We start from the raw sequence: 15734 nt of genomic DNA, 5'->3' as shown, positions 1-15734 counted from the left end.
GCAGCATTAAAAATTGACCTCTAGATCACTGCTTGCTGCATTAAATTTTGTTGGAATTTTTATTGAGACCTCACGGCTAGATTTTGGTAATAAAATTTTTCCAGTCAATGCTTTACTCAATTCAGTCCCTTCTAATAATAGCTCTTGATCATCGCCTTTAATAAGCCACTGTGCCTGCGATAAGCGAATATATTTATTGCCTGTATTTTCCAGAAGCACATTCCATGTTTCTGTATCTACTTGGCGTTTATTTTTAATTAATAATTTTGCCTCAGCACCTTTAGGCACCACATTAAACAAAGTTCTAAAGCTAACTGACATACCAACGCCTGATTGCCCCGCTTTCTCTAAATCAACAGATACCTGATCAATAGCTATTCGGTATGCTTTTGAGTTTTCTAACATTGGTTCACCAATATATCGAACAATTACCGACTGACTTTTCCCGGGGAGAATAATTGTAGTCATGGGAATAATTAAAAAGTCTTCTTCATTCGCTTTTAATGTTTCATCACCGTTGGGAGCAATTAGTAAATCAAAAGCTGATATCTCAATAGTTAAAGAACTATCTGAAGGGTTAGATATACGAATTGTTTGTTGTGATTGGCTACCTGATGATTCAAGCTCTGCGACCATTGGTTTAACTTGAAAAGCCAGTGTAGAATAAGAGCTGAGTAAAAGTATCATTAAAAAGATATAACGCATATAGAGTCCCTCCTGCTAAATTAAAAGGCAGTAATTACTGCCTTTTATTATGCTAATTAGTTAGCTGTTATTGCCAACATCAGCGTATCTGCATAAGTACCGGCATAAACAGGCTCTTGAGTCACAGTTAATAAAATATTACCTGTGACTCCTCCTGCAGCAAGCGTTGACGAACCAGGCTGACTTTGCGATTCTGTCTGATCATTTTGACCATTTTCAGCTGAAAGTGTAAAATTAAATGCGTCTGCAGTTAACATTGCTGTGTAGCCAACACCTTGATTTTCTTGATCAGCATTCTGTAAATGCCCTTCAGATGTCGTTAATGACATAGTAGCACCATCGGCATCGTTACATTGCAAATCAAAGCCTACGTTTTTAGTCGCACCATTTGTTAATGTTTGGAAGAATTGTGTTGTGTTAATATTACTCACTGCACAAACCGATGACACTGCACCACCAACATTAAGGTTTTCAGCAAATGCTGCGCCAGATGTTAGAGTTGCAATTGCTGATAACACGATTAACTTTTTCATTTTAATATTCCTTATCCATGTGACATATTTGTTTATATTTTATAGTTAGTGTTTACCAAACTCCACCAGATACAACCGATGGTGTCATTTCTATGCGAAGCACATCCTGGTAGCTTCCGGCATAAATTAAAGGCTCATCTAGTTTTAACTGTAATTTAGCTACGCTGTTAAATAAAATATTATCAACATCAAAATTGTACATAGATTTGAGCTCAAGTGCTGTTGCAGAAACGTCGCTTGAAACCCCCTCTATTGACCAATTAATGTTATAAGCATTTATTTGAGTACTTTGCTGATGGCGCAGGCCACCATTTTCAGATTGCATTGATACTCGCATAGGTGAATTACAATTAATCACTAGCTTTGTACTCGCAAGGCCATCTGAAGAAAACTGAAGGTTGTTATTTTGCGTAGTAAAGCCGCACACTGGTGAGATGTAACCTACCAGAGTTAAACTTACTTCATCGTTACTGTATGCATTCATTGCAAAGCAACATAATAAAAACCAAGTTAGCTTCTTCATCCGCGCCATTTCCTTTGAACAACCTCGCTAAGACAAGACTAATCCTATAATAAAATCGCCGTTTAGAAAGTTGTTATTTGCTTATGACTAGCTTTACTTATTGATAATTTCGACTACGCAGCAATATAGAATATAAACATTTGAACTAAATAACTTACGTAAAACACATAGAATTAAATGCTAACAAATCTATATGACAGCGAATACAATACTTACGGATTGTAAGTTACATTGAGACGTTATAAACAATAATTCCGAGACGTATATTTTATATCCAATCCCAATACTAAACATTTTTAAACACAAACATTCGCACCTGATTAATTTAAAAAACAAAAAAACAAAATAACATTAACTAAAAAGTTAAATAAAAACCTCAAACCGTTCTATTTATTAGATAAATACTCATTGTCCACTTATACTAACAAAAAAATCAACATGTAAATAACAAATAGGAACAACATATGAAAAGCTATCTGTAGCAGTGGCGGTATGTGCAGTTTTAGCATCTAGCTATACTAGTGCTGAGGTAAGAATTAATGGTTTTGCATCAATTATCGGTGGTAAAAGTCTGGATAGTGACAGTACTTTGTACGGTTATGATGACGATATTACCTTTAAAAATGAAAGCGTTTTTGCATTACAGTTATCTGCAGACCTACATGAGAAGCTTACTGCAACAGCTCAAATTGTAGCTCGAGGAGAAAACGACTTCGATGCAGAGTTTGAATGGGCGTATATTACATACGAATTTTCAGATGAACTGCAGCTAAGTGCTGGTAAAATGCGTGCTCCATTTTACAAATACTCTGACTTTTTAGATGTAGGCTATGCCTATCGCTGGGTACGTCCGCCAAAATCAGTATACGGTATCCCATTTTCAACTTACGAAGGTCTTAGTTTAGTTTACAGCTCGCAATTGGGTGATTGGGATTCTACGCTTCAAGGTTTTTACGGTGCATTCGATGGTGAAATTGACGTATTCGGAACAGAATTACCGGCTGAACTAAATAACTTTGGCGGCGTAAACTGGAACCTATCTTATGACTGGTTTAGTGCTCGTGTAGCATATATGGTTGCGGATACGAGTATTTCATCAGAGGATAGCGGACTCTTAGGGCTTACTGGTGCATTATCAGATAATGGCTTAACTAATACAGCGAATGATCTTATCACTGATGAAGATAAAACGACTTTCGTTGGTGTTGGTTTTTCTATTGATTATGAAAACTTTTTGTTTGATGCCGAATATACACAATTTGAGGTTGAAGACAGTATCCTACCAAAGCAGTCGCAATATTATGCATCCGTTGGTTACCGTATTGACAGTGTAATTGTTCATTTTACTTATGAAGACAATGATGACAAGCACGACTCATCTCGCTTTAATACCATTGAGTCAATACCAACCTTAAATTCGGCTGTAAATGGTGCTCTTGAGGGTCTTCGCGCACAAAGTAATGTATACACAATTGGTGCACGTTACGATTTTCATCCTTCCGCTGCATTCAAAATAGACTTTAGTCGTTTTGAAGATGATATAACTGATACCGAGACGGATGTTGTAGCTGTTGGTGTAGATCTTGTCTTTTAATTGGAGCTTACGATGAAAAAATTAATTTTAGTTAGTGCACTTTCATTGTGCTCAATTAATGTATTTGCAGAAGTTGCTGTGATTATTAATCCAAGCAATGCTAGCACAGTAGATGCTGACACAATAAAAAAGATTTATTTGGGAAAGAGTAAGTCATTTAGTAATGGCGATAAAGTTAATCCAGTAAATCAAGATGGTACATCTGTAGCCGATGAATTTAACGACAAAGTAGTGGGTAAGTCTAGCAGTCAGTTAAATGCATATTGGTCAAAGCTAATATTTACAGGTAAAGGTACCCCGCCTGAAAAACTAACAACTGACCAAGCTGTTATAGATTTTGTTGCCGCGAATGGAAATGTAATTGGCTATGTTGATAGTGCTAAAGTGACCGATAAAGTAAAAGTAATTGCTACCTTTTAGCAGTGAAATTGATATAAAAACCACCCAGAGGTTAATGCAGATAGGTTGAGAAATATTTAACTAATCGATTAACCAGCCTTCTGGTTCGTTTATAAAGGCTTCTGAATTTATTCAGAAGCCTTTTCTTTTGCAACCCACTACAACACTTTCTCTAGCCAATAGCTACGCACCCAATTCAGAAGACTTCTGTCAACTGAGTGTTACGACGTGTGCAGTTAATATTATTAACTTAATTCAGACTATGTTTATTGAGAACTCAGGGAGTATCCCTAAATAAATAGAGCAATAGTAAGCTAAAGTAGAGCATCACATATTACTAATAAAGCGAGAGTGGACATATACTAGGTATGTCAAACCAGATATCCAAACAAAAAAGCCAGTCAGCGGTTAACTAACTGGCATCAACCCTAGGGTTGATTTTTATACTGACTCAGTACTAAGCTTTACTCGATTCTAAACTTAGCTGTTGCATCTAATAGGTTATCAGATAGGTAATGTAGGTTCTTGGCTACGTCGCGTACAGCAAGTAGTGAGTCCATAGTATCTTCAAACGATACATGCATATTTGACACATTATCTACTACCATAGCTGCAACGGATGTTTGTTCTTCAGTTGCTGCTGCTATTTGCGAATTCATACCATTAATTTCTAACATTTGCTCTGCGATTTTCTCTATTGAAATACCTGTTTTTTCTGCGGCTGTAGCATTATCTGTTGCCATATCTCGTGCTGAAGTCATAGCGGCTACAGATTCATTTGCGGCAGTCGTTAATGATCCCAATAGTTCACGTATTTCATTAGTAGAATGTGCAGTGCGAGAAGCCAGTTCACGAACCTCATCTGCCACTACAGCAAAGCCTCTTCCATGTTCACCTGCTCGTGCAGCTTCAATAGCAGCATTAAGAGCAAGTAAGTTTGTCTGATCTGCAATAGACGTAATTACATTCAAAATCTGCGATACATTTTTTGTATCGTCCGCAAGCTTATTAATAGTCCCTGCAGCTCGATTAATTTCATCACTGAGCGTACGAGAAGCGGTAACTGACATCTGTACTTGTGTACGACTTTGTTCAACTTCTTTTTCAGCCGTTTCAGCAGCGTGAGAAGCGTTAGCTGCAGATTCTGATATATCACCAACACTCTGCTTCATTTCTTCCATAGATTGCTTAACAATTTCAGCATCAGTGGTTTGCTTTGTTGTAGCACGCTCAGCTTGTTCCATACCTTGAACTAGTCGTGTTGAGTTTTCCATTAAAGGCTCACATACAGCAATAACTTCAAGAACAGTTTCTCTTAGTAAGGAAATAAATGCGTTAAAATTAATAGAAACTTGGCCAATTTCGTCTTCTGAGTTAACAGATAGCTGTGTGCTTAAAGAACCATTGCCGCTTGCTAATAAACTAAGGTTGTTAGCGGCATCACTCGCAGATGAACCTATATTCTTAGCAATCCAAATAGCCATAAACAATAATAAAATTAATAAAATTAATGAAATAATGGATACAGCTAACATTAGAGTTAATGCTTCATCAGAGCGCGCTTTAGTGTTGGCAACCAGTTCAAAAAAACGATTATCCGCTTTTTGTTGAGCGCCTTTAAAACTTTCTAAAACAGATCCATATAAACTTGTTTTAAGCTGCGCTTGTTGCTGAATCTTACTAAAATCAGCAGTACCGTTAACCATACCTGTAGCAATACTTGAGGATATTTTTTCATAATCTGACAACTCATTAATAATATCGTTATTAATGTAGGAGTTATTAAGCTGCGTTATTAAGGTAATATTAGACTCTAAAGTTTAATATACCTCGTCTGCTTTAACGATAAGATCTTGCTCACCAAACGTAACCGCTTGGGTATAAAGTTCATCAAGTTTTTCTAAAAGCCCTACGTTTTGCGACGTTATTTTTACAACTTTATACGATGAGTTACTCATTTCATCGAGAGAAACCTTATTATCATTCATAGCTAAATAGTTTATCAATACGATCACTATGAAAGCCACTACCGCAATGCATGTTATTGCATGTATTTTTTTTGTTATGCTTAGGTTTTGAAAAGAGAAGCCTGAAGCCATACTGTGCTACCTTATTTTATTGTCTATATCTATTATCGGCTTGATATCTATAAGTGTGAGCTAAATTTGTAATATTTCTAGTTTTTTCTAACAAATAGAAGAAATATTTAACAATAAACACACATCACTCATAAAACAATCACAATAAATTACAGATACAAAAAAACCAGTAACATCACTGCTACTGGTTTCTAAATTTGGTGCGGATGGGGGGACTTGAACCCCCATGCCCTAAAGCACCACCCCCTCAAGGTGGCGTGTCTACCAATTCCACCACATCCGCATTTTTTAAGCTTTCGCTTAATTGTTAAACATGTGATTTATTTGAGGACTATAAATCGTTTAACGATAGCTTTACGCTAAATTAGTTTGGTACGTCAGAGCTTTGCTCTTTAGTAGATGTTACTGGAACATCTTCTTCAATAGGAACTACTGTTTCTACTGCTGGAGCTGCTTCTAGGTTTTCCCATTCGTCAGTCTTTTTAATTTGACCAGCAGTTAGGTTTCCTAACACAATGCTTAATACAAAAAATACCGTTGCTAAGCTTGTGGTTGTTTTTGTCATAAAGTTACCTGCACCTGACGAACCAAAAACTGTGCCTGATGCACCAGCGCCAAATGAAGAACCCATATCTGCGCCTTTACCTTGTTGAATTAAAACCATTCCAACTAGAGCCAAAGCCACAACTAAATAAACTACTAATAAAATTTCGTACATCTTATACAGTCCCTTTTGCACTGTTACAGATTGCAGTAAAAGATTCTGCTTTTAGACTTGCGCCGCCAATTAAGCCGCCATCTATATCTGTTTGTGCAAATAATAATTCGCTATTTTTTTCATTAACGCTACCACCATATAAGATGGTAAGCCCTTGTGCTAAATTGCTATCAAGTGATGCAATTTTGTCACGGATAAATTTATGAACAGTTTGTGCCTGCTCTGGCGATGCAGTCTTACCTGTGCCTATGGCCCAAACGGGCTCGTATGCTATCACAGAATCTTTCAGTGCTGCTACACCTAATTTCTCTATTACTGCATCAATTTGTGCAGCAACTACTTGTTCGGTTTGGCCGTTTTCTTGCTCACTTTCGCTCTCGCCTACACATAATATTGGTGTTAACCCAACTTGCTGTGCTCTAGCAAACTTTTCAGCGACTGTTGCATTACTTTCGTTATAAATACTGCGGCGTTCAGAATGACCAACGAGTACGTAAGTTGCACCTAAATCTTTTATAAGCTGCGCATCAACTTCACCAGTAAATGCGCCAGGTGTATTTTCAGAAACAGTTTGAGCTCCTGTAGAAACACCGCTAGCTACCATTGCTGGTACAAGTGGGAATGGAGGAAATAAAACAATGTCCATCTCTTGTGATTTTACATCGTTAATAGCATCAGACATTTGTTTAACTAACTCTAAAGAGCCATTCATTTTCCAGTTGCCTGCGACCATCGCCTTGCGTATTGCCATTATCCACTCCACATTAGAAAGCGGGCGAGATATTAACTTTTCTCGCCCAAAGTTACAAGAGATTATTGTTATTAATCAGTTTGTTTGCTCATAGATTCTACAACAGCTGCAATTTTTTGAGCGCTGTCTATTACAATCTTTTCTTGCTCGGCTTCAACCATAACACGAACCACAGGTTCAGTGCCTGACTTACGCAGTAAAACACGGCCTTTATCGCCTAAAGCAAGCTCTACTTCTGCTACAGCTGAAAGCACTTCTGGTGCTTTTGTCGGGTCAGTTCCAGCTGTATAACGCACGTTAATCATCTTCATTGGATACTTGGTAAAACCAGCGCCTAAGTCTTGCAATGTACGATTTTGTGCAACCATAGCAGCAAGTACTTGTAAGCTTGAAATAATACCATCACCCGTGCTAATTAAGTCTAGATTCAGTACATGGCCTGAGCTTTCACCGCCAATTTTCCAGCCTTTTTGCTGTAGTAATTCCATAACATAGCGATCACCCACTTTACTGCGAGCAAACTCGATACCTTTTGCTTTTAAAGCGTTTTCAAGGCCCATGTTAGACATAACAGTACCAACTACACCACCACCCAAATTATCATCTTGGGCTGCTTGGCAAGCAATAATATAAACCAGATCATCACCATCAAAAACACGGCCATTATGATCAACCATCATCACGCGGTCACCATCACCATCGTATGCAATACCTACGTCGGCTTTAAGTTCAAGCACTTTACGTTTAAGGGTATCTACGTGGGTAGCGCCACATTCATGGTTGATATTAACGCCGTTAGGCTCACACGCATGTGTTATTACTTCTGCGCCAAGTTCACGCATAACAGAAGGTGCAATATGATAAGTAGCGCCATTTGCGCAATCGACAACAATCTTAAGACCTTCTAAAGACAGGCCTTGCGGGAACTGGCTCTTACAAAACTCTATATAGCGGCCATCCGCACTGACTAAACGCGATGCTTTGCCTAATTTATCTGAAGCAACACATGTCATTTGCTCATCAAGCATCGCTTCAATTTCAAGTTCTACTGCATCATCAAGCTTTAAGCCTTGACCATTGAAAAACTTAATACCGTTATCGTAATACGGATTATGTGAGGCACTAATTACAATACCTGCCTCAGCACGAAATGTTTGCGCTAAATAAGCAACGGCCGGTGTAGGCATAGGACCCAATAATACAACATCAATACCAGCAGCAATTAAACCAGCCTCAAGTGCGGTTTCAAGCATATAGCCCGAAATACGCGTATCTTTACCAATAATTACTTTTTTAGTACCACTTTGCGATAATACACGCCCAGCAGCCCAGCCTAGCTTCATTGCAAATTCAGGGTTTATTGGAGCAGCGCCTACAAGTCCACGCACGCCATCGGTGCCAAAATATTTTCTTTCTTTCATTGTGAAATTCCTTGTTCGCAGGCTTGATATACACCAAGTACATCTGCGGTTTCTTTTACGTCATGTACACGAATAATTTTTGCGCCATTTTGCGCTGCGATTAACGCACCCGCTAAGCTGCCCGCTAACCGTTCATTTGTATTTCTGTTTAATAAATTACCTATCATCGATTTACGAGATAATCCGGCCAATAATGGCAAACCTAATTTATTAAAATCGTCAAATTTAGCCAATATTTGATAGTTATGACTAAGCGTTTTTCCAAATCCAAAACCTGGGTCTAGAATAAGTCGTTCAAACTTAATCCCAGCTGTTTCACATGCTTTAATACGTTCACTAAAAAACATACTTATATCTGCAAACAAATTATCGTAATGAGGTGACGATTGCATGCTCCGGGGCTGCCCTTGCATATGCATTAAACAAATTGCTACATCTTCATACTGCGCAACCGTTTCTAAGGCGTCTATTTCTTGTAAAGCTCTAACATCATTGACTATATCTGCCCCTGCAAGTATTGCTTGTTCCATTACCTGTGCTTTACTGGTATCAATTGAAATAACGCAATCACTGTGCTGACGTATCGCTTTAATAGCGGGGATTACTCGAGCAAGTTCATCTTCTAAGCTAACATCTGGCGCGCCTGGGCGAGTAGATTCTCCCCCTATATCTAAAATTGTCGCACCGTCATCTAATAATTGCATTGCGCGTTTTAGCGCTATTTTGGGATCTAAAAACTGCCCACCATCAGAAAATGAATCCGGCGTTACATTTAGTATTCCCATAATAACGGGCTTTTCAAGATTAAGCGTACGCCCTCTCGGAAGCTTTAATATGTTAGTCATTGCCAACCTTTATTCTTTTTCTAAGTAGCTGATACAAAAAAGCCCCGAAGTTCGGGGCTTTCATTACTATTTTAACGATTATTCAGCTTTGTCATCAAGGTTTGTTTCATCTTTTTTTGATGAATCATCAGTCTTTTGACTTTCATCAGCAACTGGTTCTTGAGGTTCTTCCGCTTTTACCGGTTTAGCTTCATGACGGTCATGTGCATCACGCGGTTCACGTACTGGTTGGCGTGCCATTAAATCATCAATTTGCTTAGCATCAATAGTTTCGTATTTCATTAACGCATCTTTCATTGAGTGAAGAATATCAATATTTTCTTTTAATATTTCTTCTGCTCTTTGATAGTTACGATCTGAAAGTAATCGAACCTCTGCATCAATTACTTTTGCCGTGTCGTCCGACATGCTAGATGAACGACTACCGCCACCACCCATATACATTTCGTTCTGATCTTCAGCGTAAAGTAACGGGCCTAGTTTTTCACTTAAACCCCAATGTGTAACCATTTTACGCGCTATATCTGTAGCTCGTTCAATGTCATTACTTGCACCCGTTGTTACTTTATCTGCACCGTAAATAAGCGCTTCAGCAATACGGCCACCATAAAGGCTAGAAATCATTGATTCTAAAAGCTCTTTTGAATGACTAACACGATCCTGCTCAGGTAAATACATTGTTACACCCAGCGCACGGCCACGTGGAATAATAGATACTTTATAAACTGGATCATGTTCTGGCACCATACGACCAACAATTGCATGGCCAGCTTCATGGTACGCTGTCATTGCTTTTTCTTGCTCGCTCATCACCATGGTCTTGCGCTCTGCGCCCATCATGATTTTATCTTTAGCAGCATCAAATTCAGCCATACTTACAACACGTTTATTACCACGTGCTGCATAAAGTGCAGCTTCGTTTACTAAGTTTGCTAAATCCGCGCCAGAGAAACCTGGAGTACCACGTGCTATAAGAGCAGCTTCTACGTTATCGCCTAATGGCACTTTACGCATGTGTACTTTAAGTATTTGCTCACGACCACGAATATCAGGTAAACCTACTTCAACTTGACGGTCAAAACGACCTGGACGAAGTAATGCAGGGTCTAATACATCTGGTCGGTTAGTTGCTGCGATAACGATAATACCTTCATTACCACCAAAACCATCCATTTCTACTAGCATTTGGTTAAGCGTTTGCTCACGTTCGTCGTTACCGCCGCCCATACCGGCACCACGTTTACGACCAACAGCGTCAATCTCATCTATAAAGATAATACAAGGCGCCGCTTTTTTAGCTTGCTCAAACATGTCACGTACACGTGACGCACCAACACCCACAAACATTTCAACAAAATCTGAACCAGAAATTGTAAAAAATGGCACTTTAGCTTCACCAGCAACAGCCTTCGCAAGTAACGTTTTACCGGTACCTGGAGGACCAACCATTAGTACACCTTTAGGAATACTACCGCCAAGTTTTTGAAACTTAGAAGGATCTCGTAAAAAGTCTACCAGCTCAGTAACATCTTCTTTCGCTTCATCACAACCTGCAACATCAGCAAACGTTGTTTTAATTTGATCTTCACTCATTAAGCGAGCTTTACTCTTACCAAATGACATAGCGCCTTTACCGCCGCCACCTTGCATTTGACGCATGAAGAATATCCATACACCTATGAGCAGTATCATCGGGAACCAAGAAATAAATATACTTGCTAAGAATGATTGTTCTTCAGGTTGTACACCCTTCACATTTACATCATTTTTAAGTAAATCATTTATTAAGTCTTCATCGTACATTGGCATCGTTGTTTGAAAACGCTCACCACTGCTCTTAGTACCAGTAATATTTCCTGTACCGCGGTCGATAACAACTTCTTGTAAAGAGCCACTGCGGACATCTTTTACAAATTGAGTGTAACTTGTTTGACGATCAACTTGCTCGCCGCCATTAAAGCTCTGAAAGACTGACATCAGCACAACTGCAATCACCAGCCATAGTATTAAATTTTTCGCCATATCGCTCAAGGGGTTAACCTCTTGTATCCAATTAATTTAAATTCAACTAAACGCCAAGCAACTGTACTACAGTTTGTATCCAGTCGCTACTATATATACTTCCCGAGAACGGGCACGTGAGGCATCAGGTTTGCGTATTTTCACTGCTTTAAAACTATTACGTACATCTTGCAAGTATTGATCAAAGCCTTCTCCTTGGAAAACTTTAACAATAAATGCGCCATTTTTCTTTAGTACTTGACTACACATATCCAGCGCAAGTTCTACCAAATACATACTACCCGCTTGATCTACTGAGTTATTGCCACTCATATTTGGTGCCATGTCAGAGAGTACCACATCAACATTTTTACCATCAATACGTTTTAACAACGCATTTAATACAGCCTCCTCACGAAAGTCACCTTGTAAGAAGTCAACACCCGCAAGTGAATCCATCGGTAATATATCACACGCGATCACTTGGCCTTTGTCACCTACTTTTTCAGCCAAATATTGAGACCAACTTCCTGGAGCTGCCCCTAAATCAACAACTGTCATACCTGGACGAAGTATTTTATCTCTATTTTGTACTTCATCTAATTTAAAAACCGCTCGGGAACGCCAGCCTTTTTTTTGCGCTTCTTGAACATATTTATCATCAAAATGTTCTTTCAGCCATCGCTGTGAACTGGCTGACTGTTTTTTATTTGTCATAAATTAACACGCAACTAATTAGTAATATTCTCTAGATGGCGTTAGAATACCCTTAATTCAAGCCATATTCAGCAAAATTTGTATAAACATGACATTATCAAACAAACAAAAGCAATTTTTAAAAGGTCAGGCACATAGCCTTAAGCCTGTAGTTTTACTAGGTTCTAACGGTTTAACCGAAGGCGTAGTAGTAGAAATTCAAAGTGCATTAGAAATTCACGAATTAATCAAAGTTAAAGTTCCAACTGACGATCGTGAAACAAAAGCACTAATTTTTGAAGCAATCGTACGTGAAACTGGTGCGACTAAGCTACAAACGATAGGTCACACTATTGTGCTTTATCGTCAAAGCGTTGAGAAAAAAATACATTTACCGCGTAACTAATTATTCCTGTTAAAGGATTTAGTGCGTTTAAATTAAAAAAACCAGCTTAATGCTGGTTTTTTATTATTTAACGTTTTAAATCAAAAACTCATTTTATGATGGGTTACATCATATTCACTGCCATTACTACTGGGCTTCTTATTCAATATAAAGTACTGAGTAAATTGTGTTTCACTCATTGCTGGCACTTTTTCATTCGAAAGTAGCTCGGCTAGTTGCGGTGTTGTATTACTGTGCCCAATAACAACAACTACACCTTTTAGTTTTAGTAACTCATTTTTTAAATCACTTAGCTCACCTGCGTTATACACATTTACGTCGGTATTAAAATATGCCTGCAAAGGGGCCGCTGTTTGTAACGTGCGTTTATAGTTGCTGCTGAAAATATGTATATTTTGATACTCTTTGAAAAAAGTAACTAAATTATTTGCACGTGCCTTTCCCACCTCTGAGAGCGCTGGATTTTTACCCGTTAACTTTTCGCTATGACGAAACAAATATATCTCATCAGGTGCTGCAAACACTAAACTACAATTGAATGACATGACTAAAAAAGTGATTACTAATATTATTTTATTATTCATGTTTTTTTACCTCGTTTGTATTCTAGTAGCCTGTCGATAAATTCAGTCGTTAGTTCATTGATTACGCCGGTTTCAGCATTAACTATTAAGCTAAAACCAATATTTAAGTGAGGAAATACAACCACATCACTTCTATAACCTTGCACCCAGCCACTATGATAGTAAAGTGTTTCATCAGCATAGTTATAAACGCGCCAACCTAACCCGTAATAAGCTTCATTAAGGTGTTTTTTCCACACCCTGCGATGCATTTCTTTTTTTGTATGTGTATAAGGGCGTGTTTGTTTTGCTAGAGTATCCAATGATAAAACATCAGGATATTGGCCCAGCTGCGCTCTTAACCAAATAGCCATATCACTTGCGCTAGCGTTCACACCCGCTGCAGGTCCCACTTTATAATAATTTTTTTTAAGCTTAGCGCTATACCAACGCTTTTTACCCCGCACATGAGGTAGAGCATAATTATTGTCATGCACCATTTGTTCAAAACCTAAGCTCGCATCACTCATTTTTAATGGCTCAAAAATAGCTTCTCGTAACCACTGTCCGTAACTTTTATCGGTGCTTTGTAATATCACATCGCCTATAAGACTAAACATAACGTTTTGATAGCCATAACATTCGCCGGGTTTGCAAATTGGTTTGACGCTAAGCAGCTTTTCAACAATACCTGGGTAATCCATACGAGATTCAATTAAATTGTCGTATGCATTAGGAACTAATCCACTTGAATGGCTTAAAAGATGAAACACCTTTAAATCATCTTGATAAACAGTCCCTTTAAAATCAGTTATGTATTCGCTAACAGGTTTATCTAATTCCAGTAGGCCGTTAGCAGCCAATTTAGCTGATAACGAGCCTGCAAATGTCTTCGAAACAGACGCGAGTCTAAACCGAGTATGCTTATTAACTTTTTGTCCACTTCGTGATTTAGTTACGCCCATGGTGTGGATGTAGTCTGAGTTGTTTATATTTACAATCGAAAGCGCTGCACCGGGTATACCTTTACTTTTTAATTTTTTTTGTGCGTAACGGCCGTACTTTTTTACAAATGCATCCCAATCAGGATCCGCTTTTGCTGCAAAACCCACAGAACTAAACAGCAAACACAAAGCAGATAGGCAATACGATAAAGAGTTGAGATACTTCATTTTTTATAAAATTTATCTTTTTAACTACATCTGCGCAGATAATATCATGAAGTTTTGTTTGTACTAACGTACAATACGACGATTATTTGGTTTTAAGCGAGTGTTTAGTACTTATGCGTTTTTTAGTTGTGTCACTTTTTATTTTATTATCAACTGGTTGTGCTATTACAAAGCAACCGGCCGAACCACTGGATATGCCATTAAAGCCAACATTAAAAAGTCAGACCTATCAACTTGAGTACACTACAGAGCACTCATCTCCAAAAGTTAAATCGGTTCAACTTCCTGCACATAAAGTAGTTAGAAACCAAACAGTAAAAATCATTACCGATAAGGCAAGCGTAACCGATAAACTTCTATCGCAAATTAGCCAAGCACTGAACGATAAACAACTAAAAGTAACAACTAAAAATAACAGTGACTACACACTGACTATTCAGCAACTCGATCTAACTTTCACAGACGATACTAAGTACGCAATAAAGCAACCAGAGAAGCCATTTAATTTATATTCAAATGTTGCCCAGCAATACCCAACACAGCAGTGCGCTGCAATATTTGCACAAGTTAGTATGCGTCTCACGCACAAGTCATCGGGTGATGTTGTTTGGTTTGCTAAATCTTCAATCGACAGCGCAAGTTTTCATCGTGAACCACTAATTTACAATTTCACTGAAGAGCAAAAAATCACAAATGAGCTTGAGGTTGTCGCTTTTATTCATCAGCAAAACACTGACGAGGCCCGTATTGAAAGACTTGGCAAAGATATTCAAATCCCTCAGTACAAAACGTTGTCAAAACTATCTAGCCTTACCAAACTTAGCGGTCCATGTAACAGAACAGAAGTAAGTGCATTAACACCTATGATGCAGTTTTACTTGAGTAGTATATTAATCGATAAAATTAAAGTTCAGTAAATTAGGGTCTGTTGATCTTTACGGATTAAAATTTGTTCAAACTAGGGGCTATTTAATCGCGGCGCGAGGTTTGTAACCTAGTGGGCTCGGTAACTGCTCCTGCGTTACCCTACTGGCTTACATCCATGTAAGAATAAGTAAAAACCGAGTAACAAAGAGTAAATAGCCCCTAGGAAGAACCCTTTGGGCAGCGCCTGTTTGGCATTAATGCTACGTTATCGCCCATTTGTGGGGAATAGCCACACTGCATAGGCTCTGCCTTGCCTAAATACCAAACAGACTGCTGCAAATTTAACCTTGAAAGATCAACAGACCTAACACTTACTACATTTTTTTACAGATTAAAGGAACGAATTAACAATATACTACGCTTAATAACAAATAATAATTA

The 15734-nt window shown here is 38.3% G+C and carries 15 protein-coding genes, 1 tRNA gene and 1 pseudogene; 4 read left to right on the top strand and 13 right to left on the bottom strand.

The genetic code is table 11. From position 1 onward, the window contains the following. Nucleotides 1-6 precede the first annotated feature (6 nt). The 3 genes from PARC_RS05120 to PARC_RS05110 are packed head-to-tail and all read right to left on the bottom strand — an operon-like array spanning nt 7 to nt 1761. Entirely contained in the window at nt 7-705 is a 699-nt protein-coding gene (locus PARC_RS05120; RefSeq protein WP_010553856.1) for a fimbrial biogenesis chaperone, read from the bottom strand. A 56-nt stretch (nt 706-761) separates the two neighbouring features. Beyond that, nucleotides 762-1238, bottom strand: a complete 477-nt coding sequence (locus PARC_RS05115; RefSeq protein ID WP_010553857.1) for a hypothetical protein — start codon at nt 1236-1238, stop codon at nt 762-764. Between the two features lie 52 nt (nt 1239-1290). Then, a complete protein-coding gene (locus PARC_RS05110; RefSeq protein ID WP_010553858.1) occupies nt 1291-1761 on the bottom strand; it encodes a hypothetical protein in 471 nt (156 codons plus the stop codon). A gap of 484 nt (nt 1762-2245) precedes the next feature. Between PARC_RS05110 and PARC_RS05105 the strand changes: the two genes are divergently transcribed. Both PARC_RS05105 and PARC_RS05100 read left to right on the top strand, forming a co-directional pair. Further along, nucleotides 2246-3355 carry a porin gene (locus tag PARC_RS05105; RefSeq protein ID WP_010553859.1) on the top strand — a complete coding sequence of 370 codons (1110 nt, stop codon included), beginning with the start codon at nt 2246-2248 and terminating at the stop codon, nt 3353-3355. A gap of 12 nt (nt 3356-3367) precedes the next feature. Then, nucleotides 3368-3775 (top strand): type 2 periplasmic-binding domain-containing protein, encoded by a 408-nt coding sequence (locus tag PARC_RS05100; RefSeq protein ID WP_010553860.1) that lies wholly within the window; start codon nt 3368-3370, stop codon nt 3773-3775. Nucleotides 3776-4218: 443 nt separating this feature from the next. Here the strand turns inward: PARC_RS05100 and PARC_RS05095 are convergent. The 8 genes and pseudogenes from PARC_RS05095 to rlmE all read right to left on the bottom strand — a co-directional run bounded on the left by PARC_RS05095 (nt 4219) and on the right by rlmE (nt 12306). Next, a pseudogene (locus tag PARC_RS05095) lies at nt 4219-5853 on the bottom strand (methyl-accepting chemotaxis protein). A 198-nt stretch (nt 5854-6051) separates the two neighbouring features. Continuing rightward, a tRNA-Leu gene (locus PARC_RS05090) sits at nt 6052-6136 on the bottom strand. An 81-nt stretch (nt 6137-6217) separates the two neighbouring features. Next, nucleotides 6218-6571 (bottom strand): preprotein translocase subunit SecG, encoded by a 354-nt coding sequence (secG, locus tag PARC_RS05085; RefSeq protein WP_010553861.1) that lies wholly within the window; start codon nt 6569-6571, stop codon nt 6218-6220. A gap of 1 nt (nt 6572) precedes the next feature. Continuing rightward, complete coding sequence (tpiA, locus tag PARC_RS05080; RefSeq protein ID WP_007586641.1) at nt 6573-7322, bottom strand: triose-phosphate isomerase; 750 nt, start codon at nt 7320-7322, stop codon at nt 6573-6575. 71 nt (nt 7323-7393) lie between these two features. Next, entirely contained in the window at nt 7394-8743 is a 1350-nt protein-coding gene (gene glmM, locus PARC_RS05075) for a phosphoglucosamine mutase (protein ID WP_007586638.1), read from the bottom strand. Further along, nucleotides 8740-9588 carry a dihydropteroate synthase gene (folP, locus tag PARC_RS05070; RefSeq protein WP_010553862.1) on the bottom strand — a complete coding sequence of 283 codons (849 nt, stop codon included), beginning with the start codon at nt 9586-9588 and terminating at the stop codon, nt 8740-8742. Before folP ends, glmM begins: the two co-directional genes overlap by 4 nt. 78 nt (nt 9589-9666) lie before the next feature. Beyond that, a complete protein-coding gene (gene ftsH, locus PARC_RS05065; protein ID WP_033012393.1) occupies nt 9667-11610 on the bottom strand; it encodes an ATP-dependent zinc metalloprotease FtsH in 1944 nt (647 codons plus the stop codon). A 66-nt stretch (nt 11611-11676) separates the two neighbouring features. Beyond that, the gene (gene rlmE, locus PARC_RS05060) at nt 11677-12306 is read right to left on the bottom strand and encodes a 23S rRNA (uridine(2552)-2'-O)-methyltransferase RlmE (protein ID WP_007586629.1); all 630 of its coding nucleotides are present in this window, start codon (nt 12304-12306) and stop codon (nt 11677-11679) included. Between the two features lie 88 nt (nt 12307-12394). Between rlmE and yhbY the strand changes: the two genes are divergently transcribed. Then, the gene (yhbY, locus tag PARC_RS05055) at nt 12395-12691 is read left to right on the top strand and encodes a ribosome assembly RNA-binding protein YhbY (protein ID WP_002963153.1); all 297 of its coding nucleotides are present in this window, start codon (nt 12395-12397) and stop codon (nt 12689-12691) included. A gap of 80 nt (nt 12692-12771) precedes the next feature. Here the strand turns inward: yhbY and PARC_RS05050 are convergent, their stop codons facing one another. Both PARC_RS05050 and PARC_RS05045 read right to left on the bottom strand, forming a co-directional pair. After that, nucleotides 12772-13275, bottom strand: coding sequence for a SixA phosphatase family protein (locus PARC_RS05050; protein WP_010553864.1), 504 nt, complete (start codon nt 13273-13275; stop codon nt 12772-12774). Then, entirely contained in the window at nt 13272-14426 is a 1155-nt protein-coding gene (locus PARC_RS05045) for a serine hydrolase domain-containing protein (RefSeq protein ID WP_033012387.1), read from the bottom strand. The genes PARC_RS05050 and PARC_RS05045 overlap by 4 nt, the downstream gene beginning before the upstream one ends. Nucleotides 14427-14539: 113 nt before the next feature. Between PARC_RS05045 and PARC_RS05040 the strand changes: the two genes are divergently transcribed. Further along, entirely contained in the window at nt 14540-15343 is an 804-nt protein-coding gene (locus PARC_RS05040) for a hypothetical protein (RefSeq protein WP_021031980.1), read from the top strand. Nucleotides 15344-15734 lie beyond the last annotated feature (391 nt).

The organism is Pseudoalteromonas arctica A 37-1-2, from assembly GCF_000238395.3.
Lineage (GTDB): Bacteria > Pseudomonadota > Gammaproteobacteria > Enterobacterales > Alteromonadaceae > Pseudoalteromonas > Pseudoalteromonas arctica.
Note: the sequence above shows the minus strand (reverse complement) of the source record. Positions and strands in the feature narration are given on the sequence as shown.

Bases quoted from the DNA above. Each gene is read 5' to 3' on its own strand.
- PARC_RS05120 (WP_010553856.1), bottom strand. From the start codon at position 705: ATGCGTTATATCTTTTTAATGATACTTTTACTCAGCTCTTATTCTACA.
- PARC_RS05115 (WP_010553857.1), bottom strand. From the start codon at position 1,238: ATGAAAAAGTTAATCGTGTTATCAGCAATTGCAACTCTAACATCTGGC.
- PARC_RS05110 (WP_010553858.1), bottom strand. From the start codon at position 1,761: ATGAAGAAGCTAACTTGGTTTTTATTATGTTGCTTTGCAATGAATGCA.
- PARC_RS05100 (WP_010553860.1), top strand. From the start codon at position 3,368: ATGAAAAAATTAATTTTAGTTAGTGCACTTTCATTGTGCTCAATTAAT.
- secG (WP_010553861.1), bottom strand. From the start codon at position 6,571: ATGTACGAAATTTTATTAGTAGTTTATTTAGTTGTGGCTTTGGCTCTA.
- tpiA (WP_007586641.1), bottom strand. From the start codon at position 7,322: ATGGCAATACGCAAGGCGATGGTCGCAGGCAACTGGAAAATGAATGGC.
- glmM (WP_007586638.1), bottom strand. From the start codon at position 8,743: ATGAAAGAAAGAAAATATTTTGGCACCGATGGCGTGCGTGGACTTGTA.
- folP (WP_010553862.1), bottom strand. From the start codon at position 9,588: ATGACTAACATATTAAAGCTTCCGAGAGGGCGTACGCTTAATCTTGAA.
- ftsH (WP_033012393.1), bottom strand. From the start codon at position 11,610: ATGGCGAAAAATTTAATACTATGGCTGGTGATTGCAGTTGTGCTGATG.
- rlmE (WP_007586629.1), bottom strand. From the start codon at position 12,306: ATGACAAATAAAAAACAGTCAGCCAGTTCACAGCGATGGCTGAAAGAA.
- yhbY (WP_002963153.1), top strand. From the start codon at position 12,395: ATGACATTATCAAACAAACAAAAGCAATTTTTAAAAGGTCAGGCACAT.
- PARC_RS05050 (WP_010553864.1), bottom strand. From the start codon at position 13,275: ATGAATAATAAAATAATATTAGTAATCACTTTTTTAGTCATGTCATTC.
- PARC_RS05045 (WP_033012387.1), bottom strand. From the start codon at position 14,426: ATGAAGTATCTCAACTCTTTATCGTATTGCCTATCTGCTTTGTGTTTG.
- PARC_RS05040 (WP_021031980.1), top strand. From the start codon at position 14,540: ATGCGTTTTTTAGTTGTGTCACTTTTTATTTTATTATCAACTGGTTGT.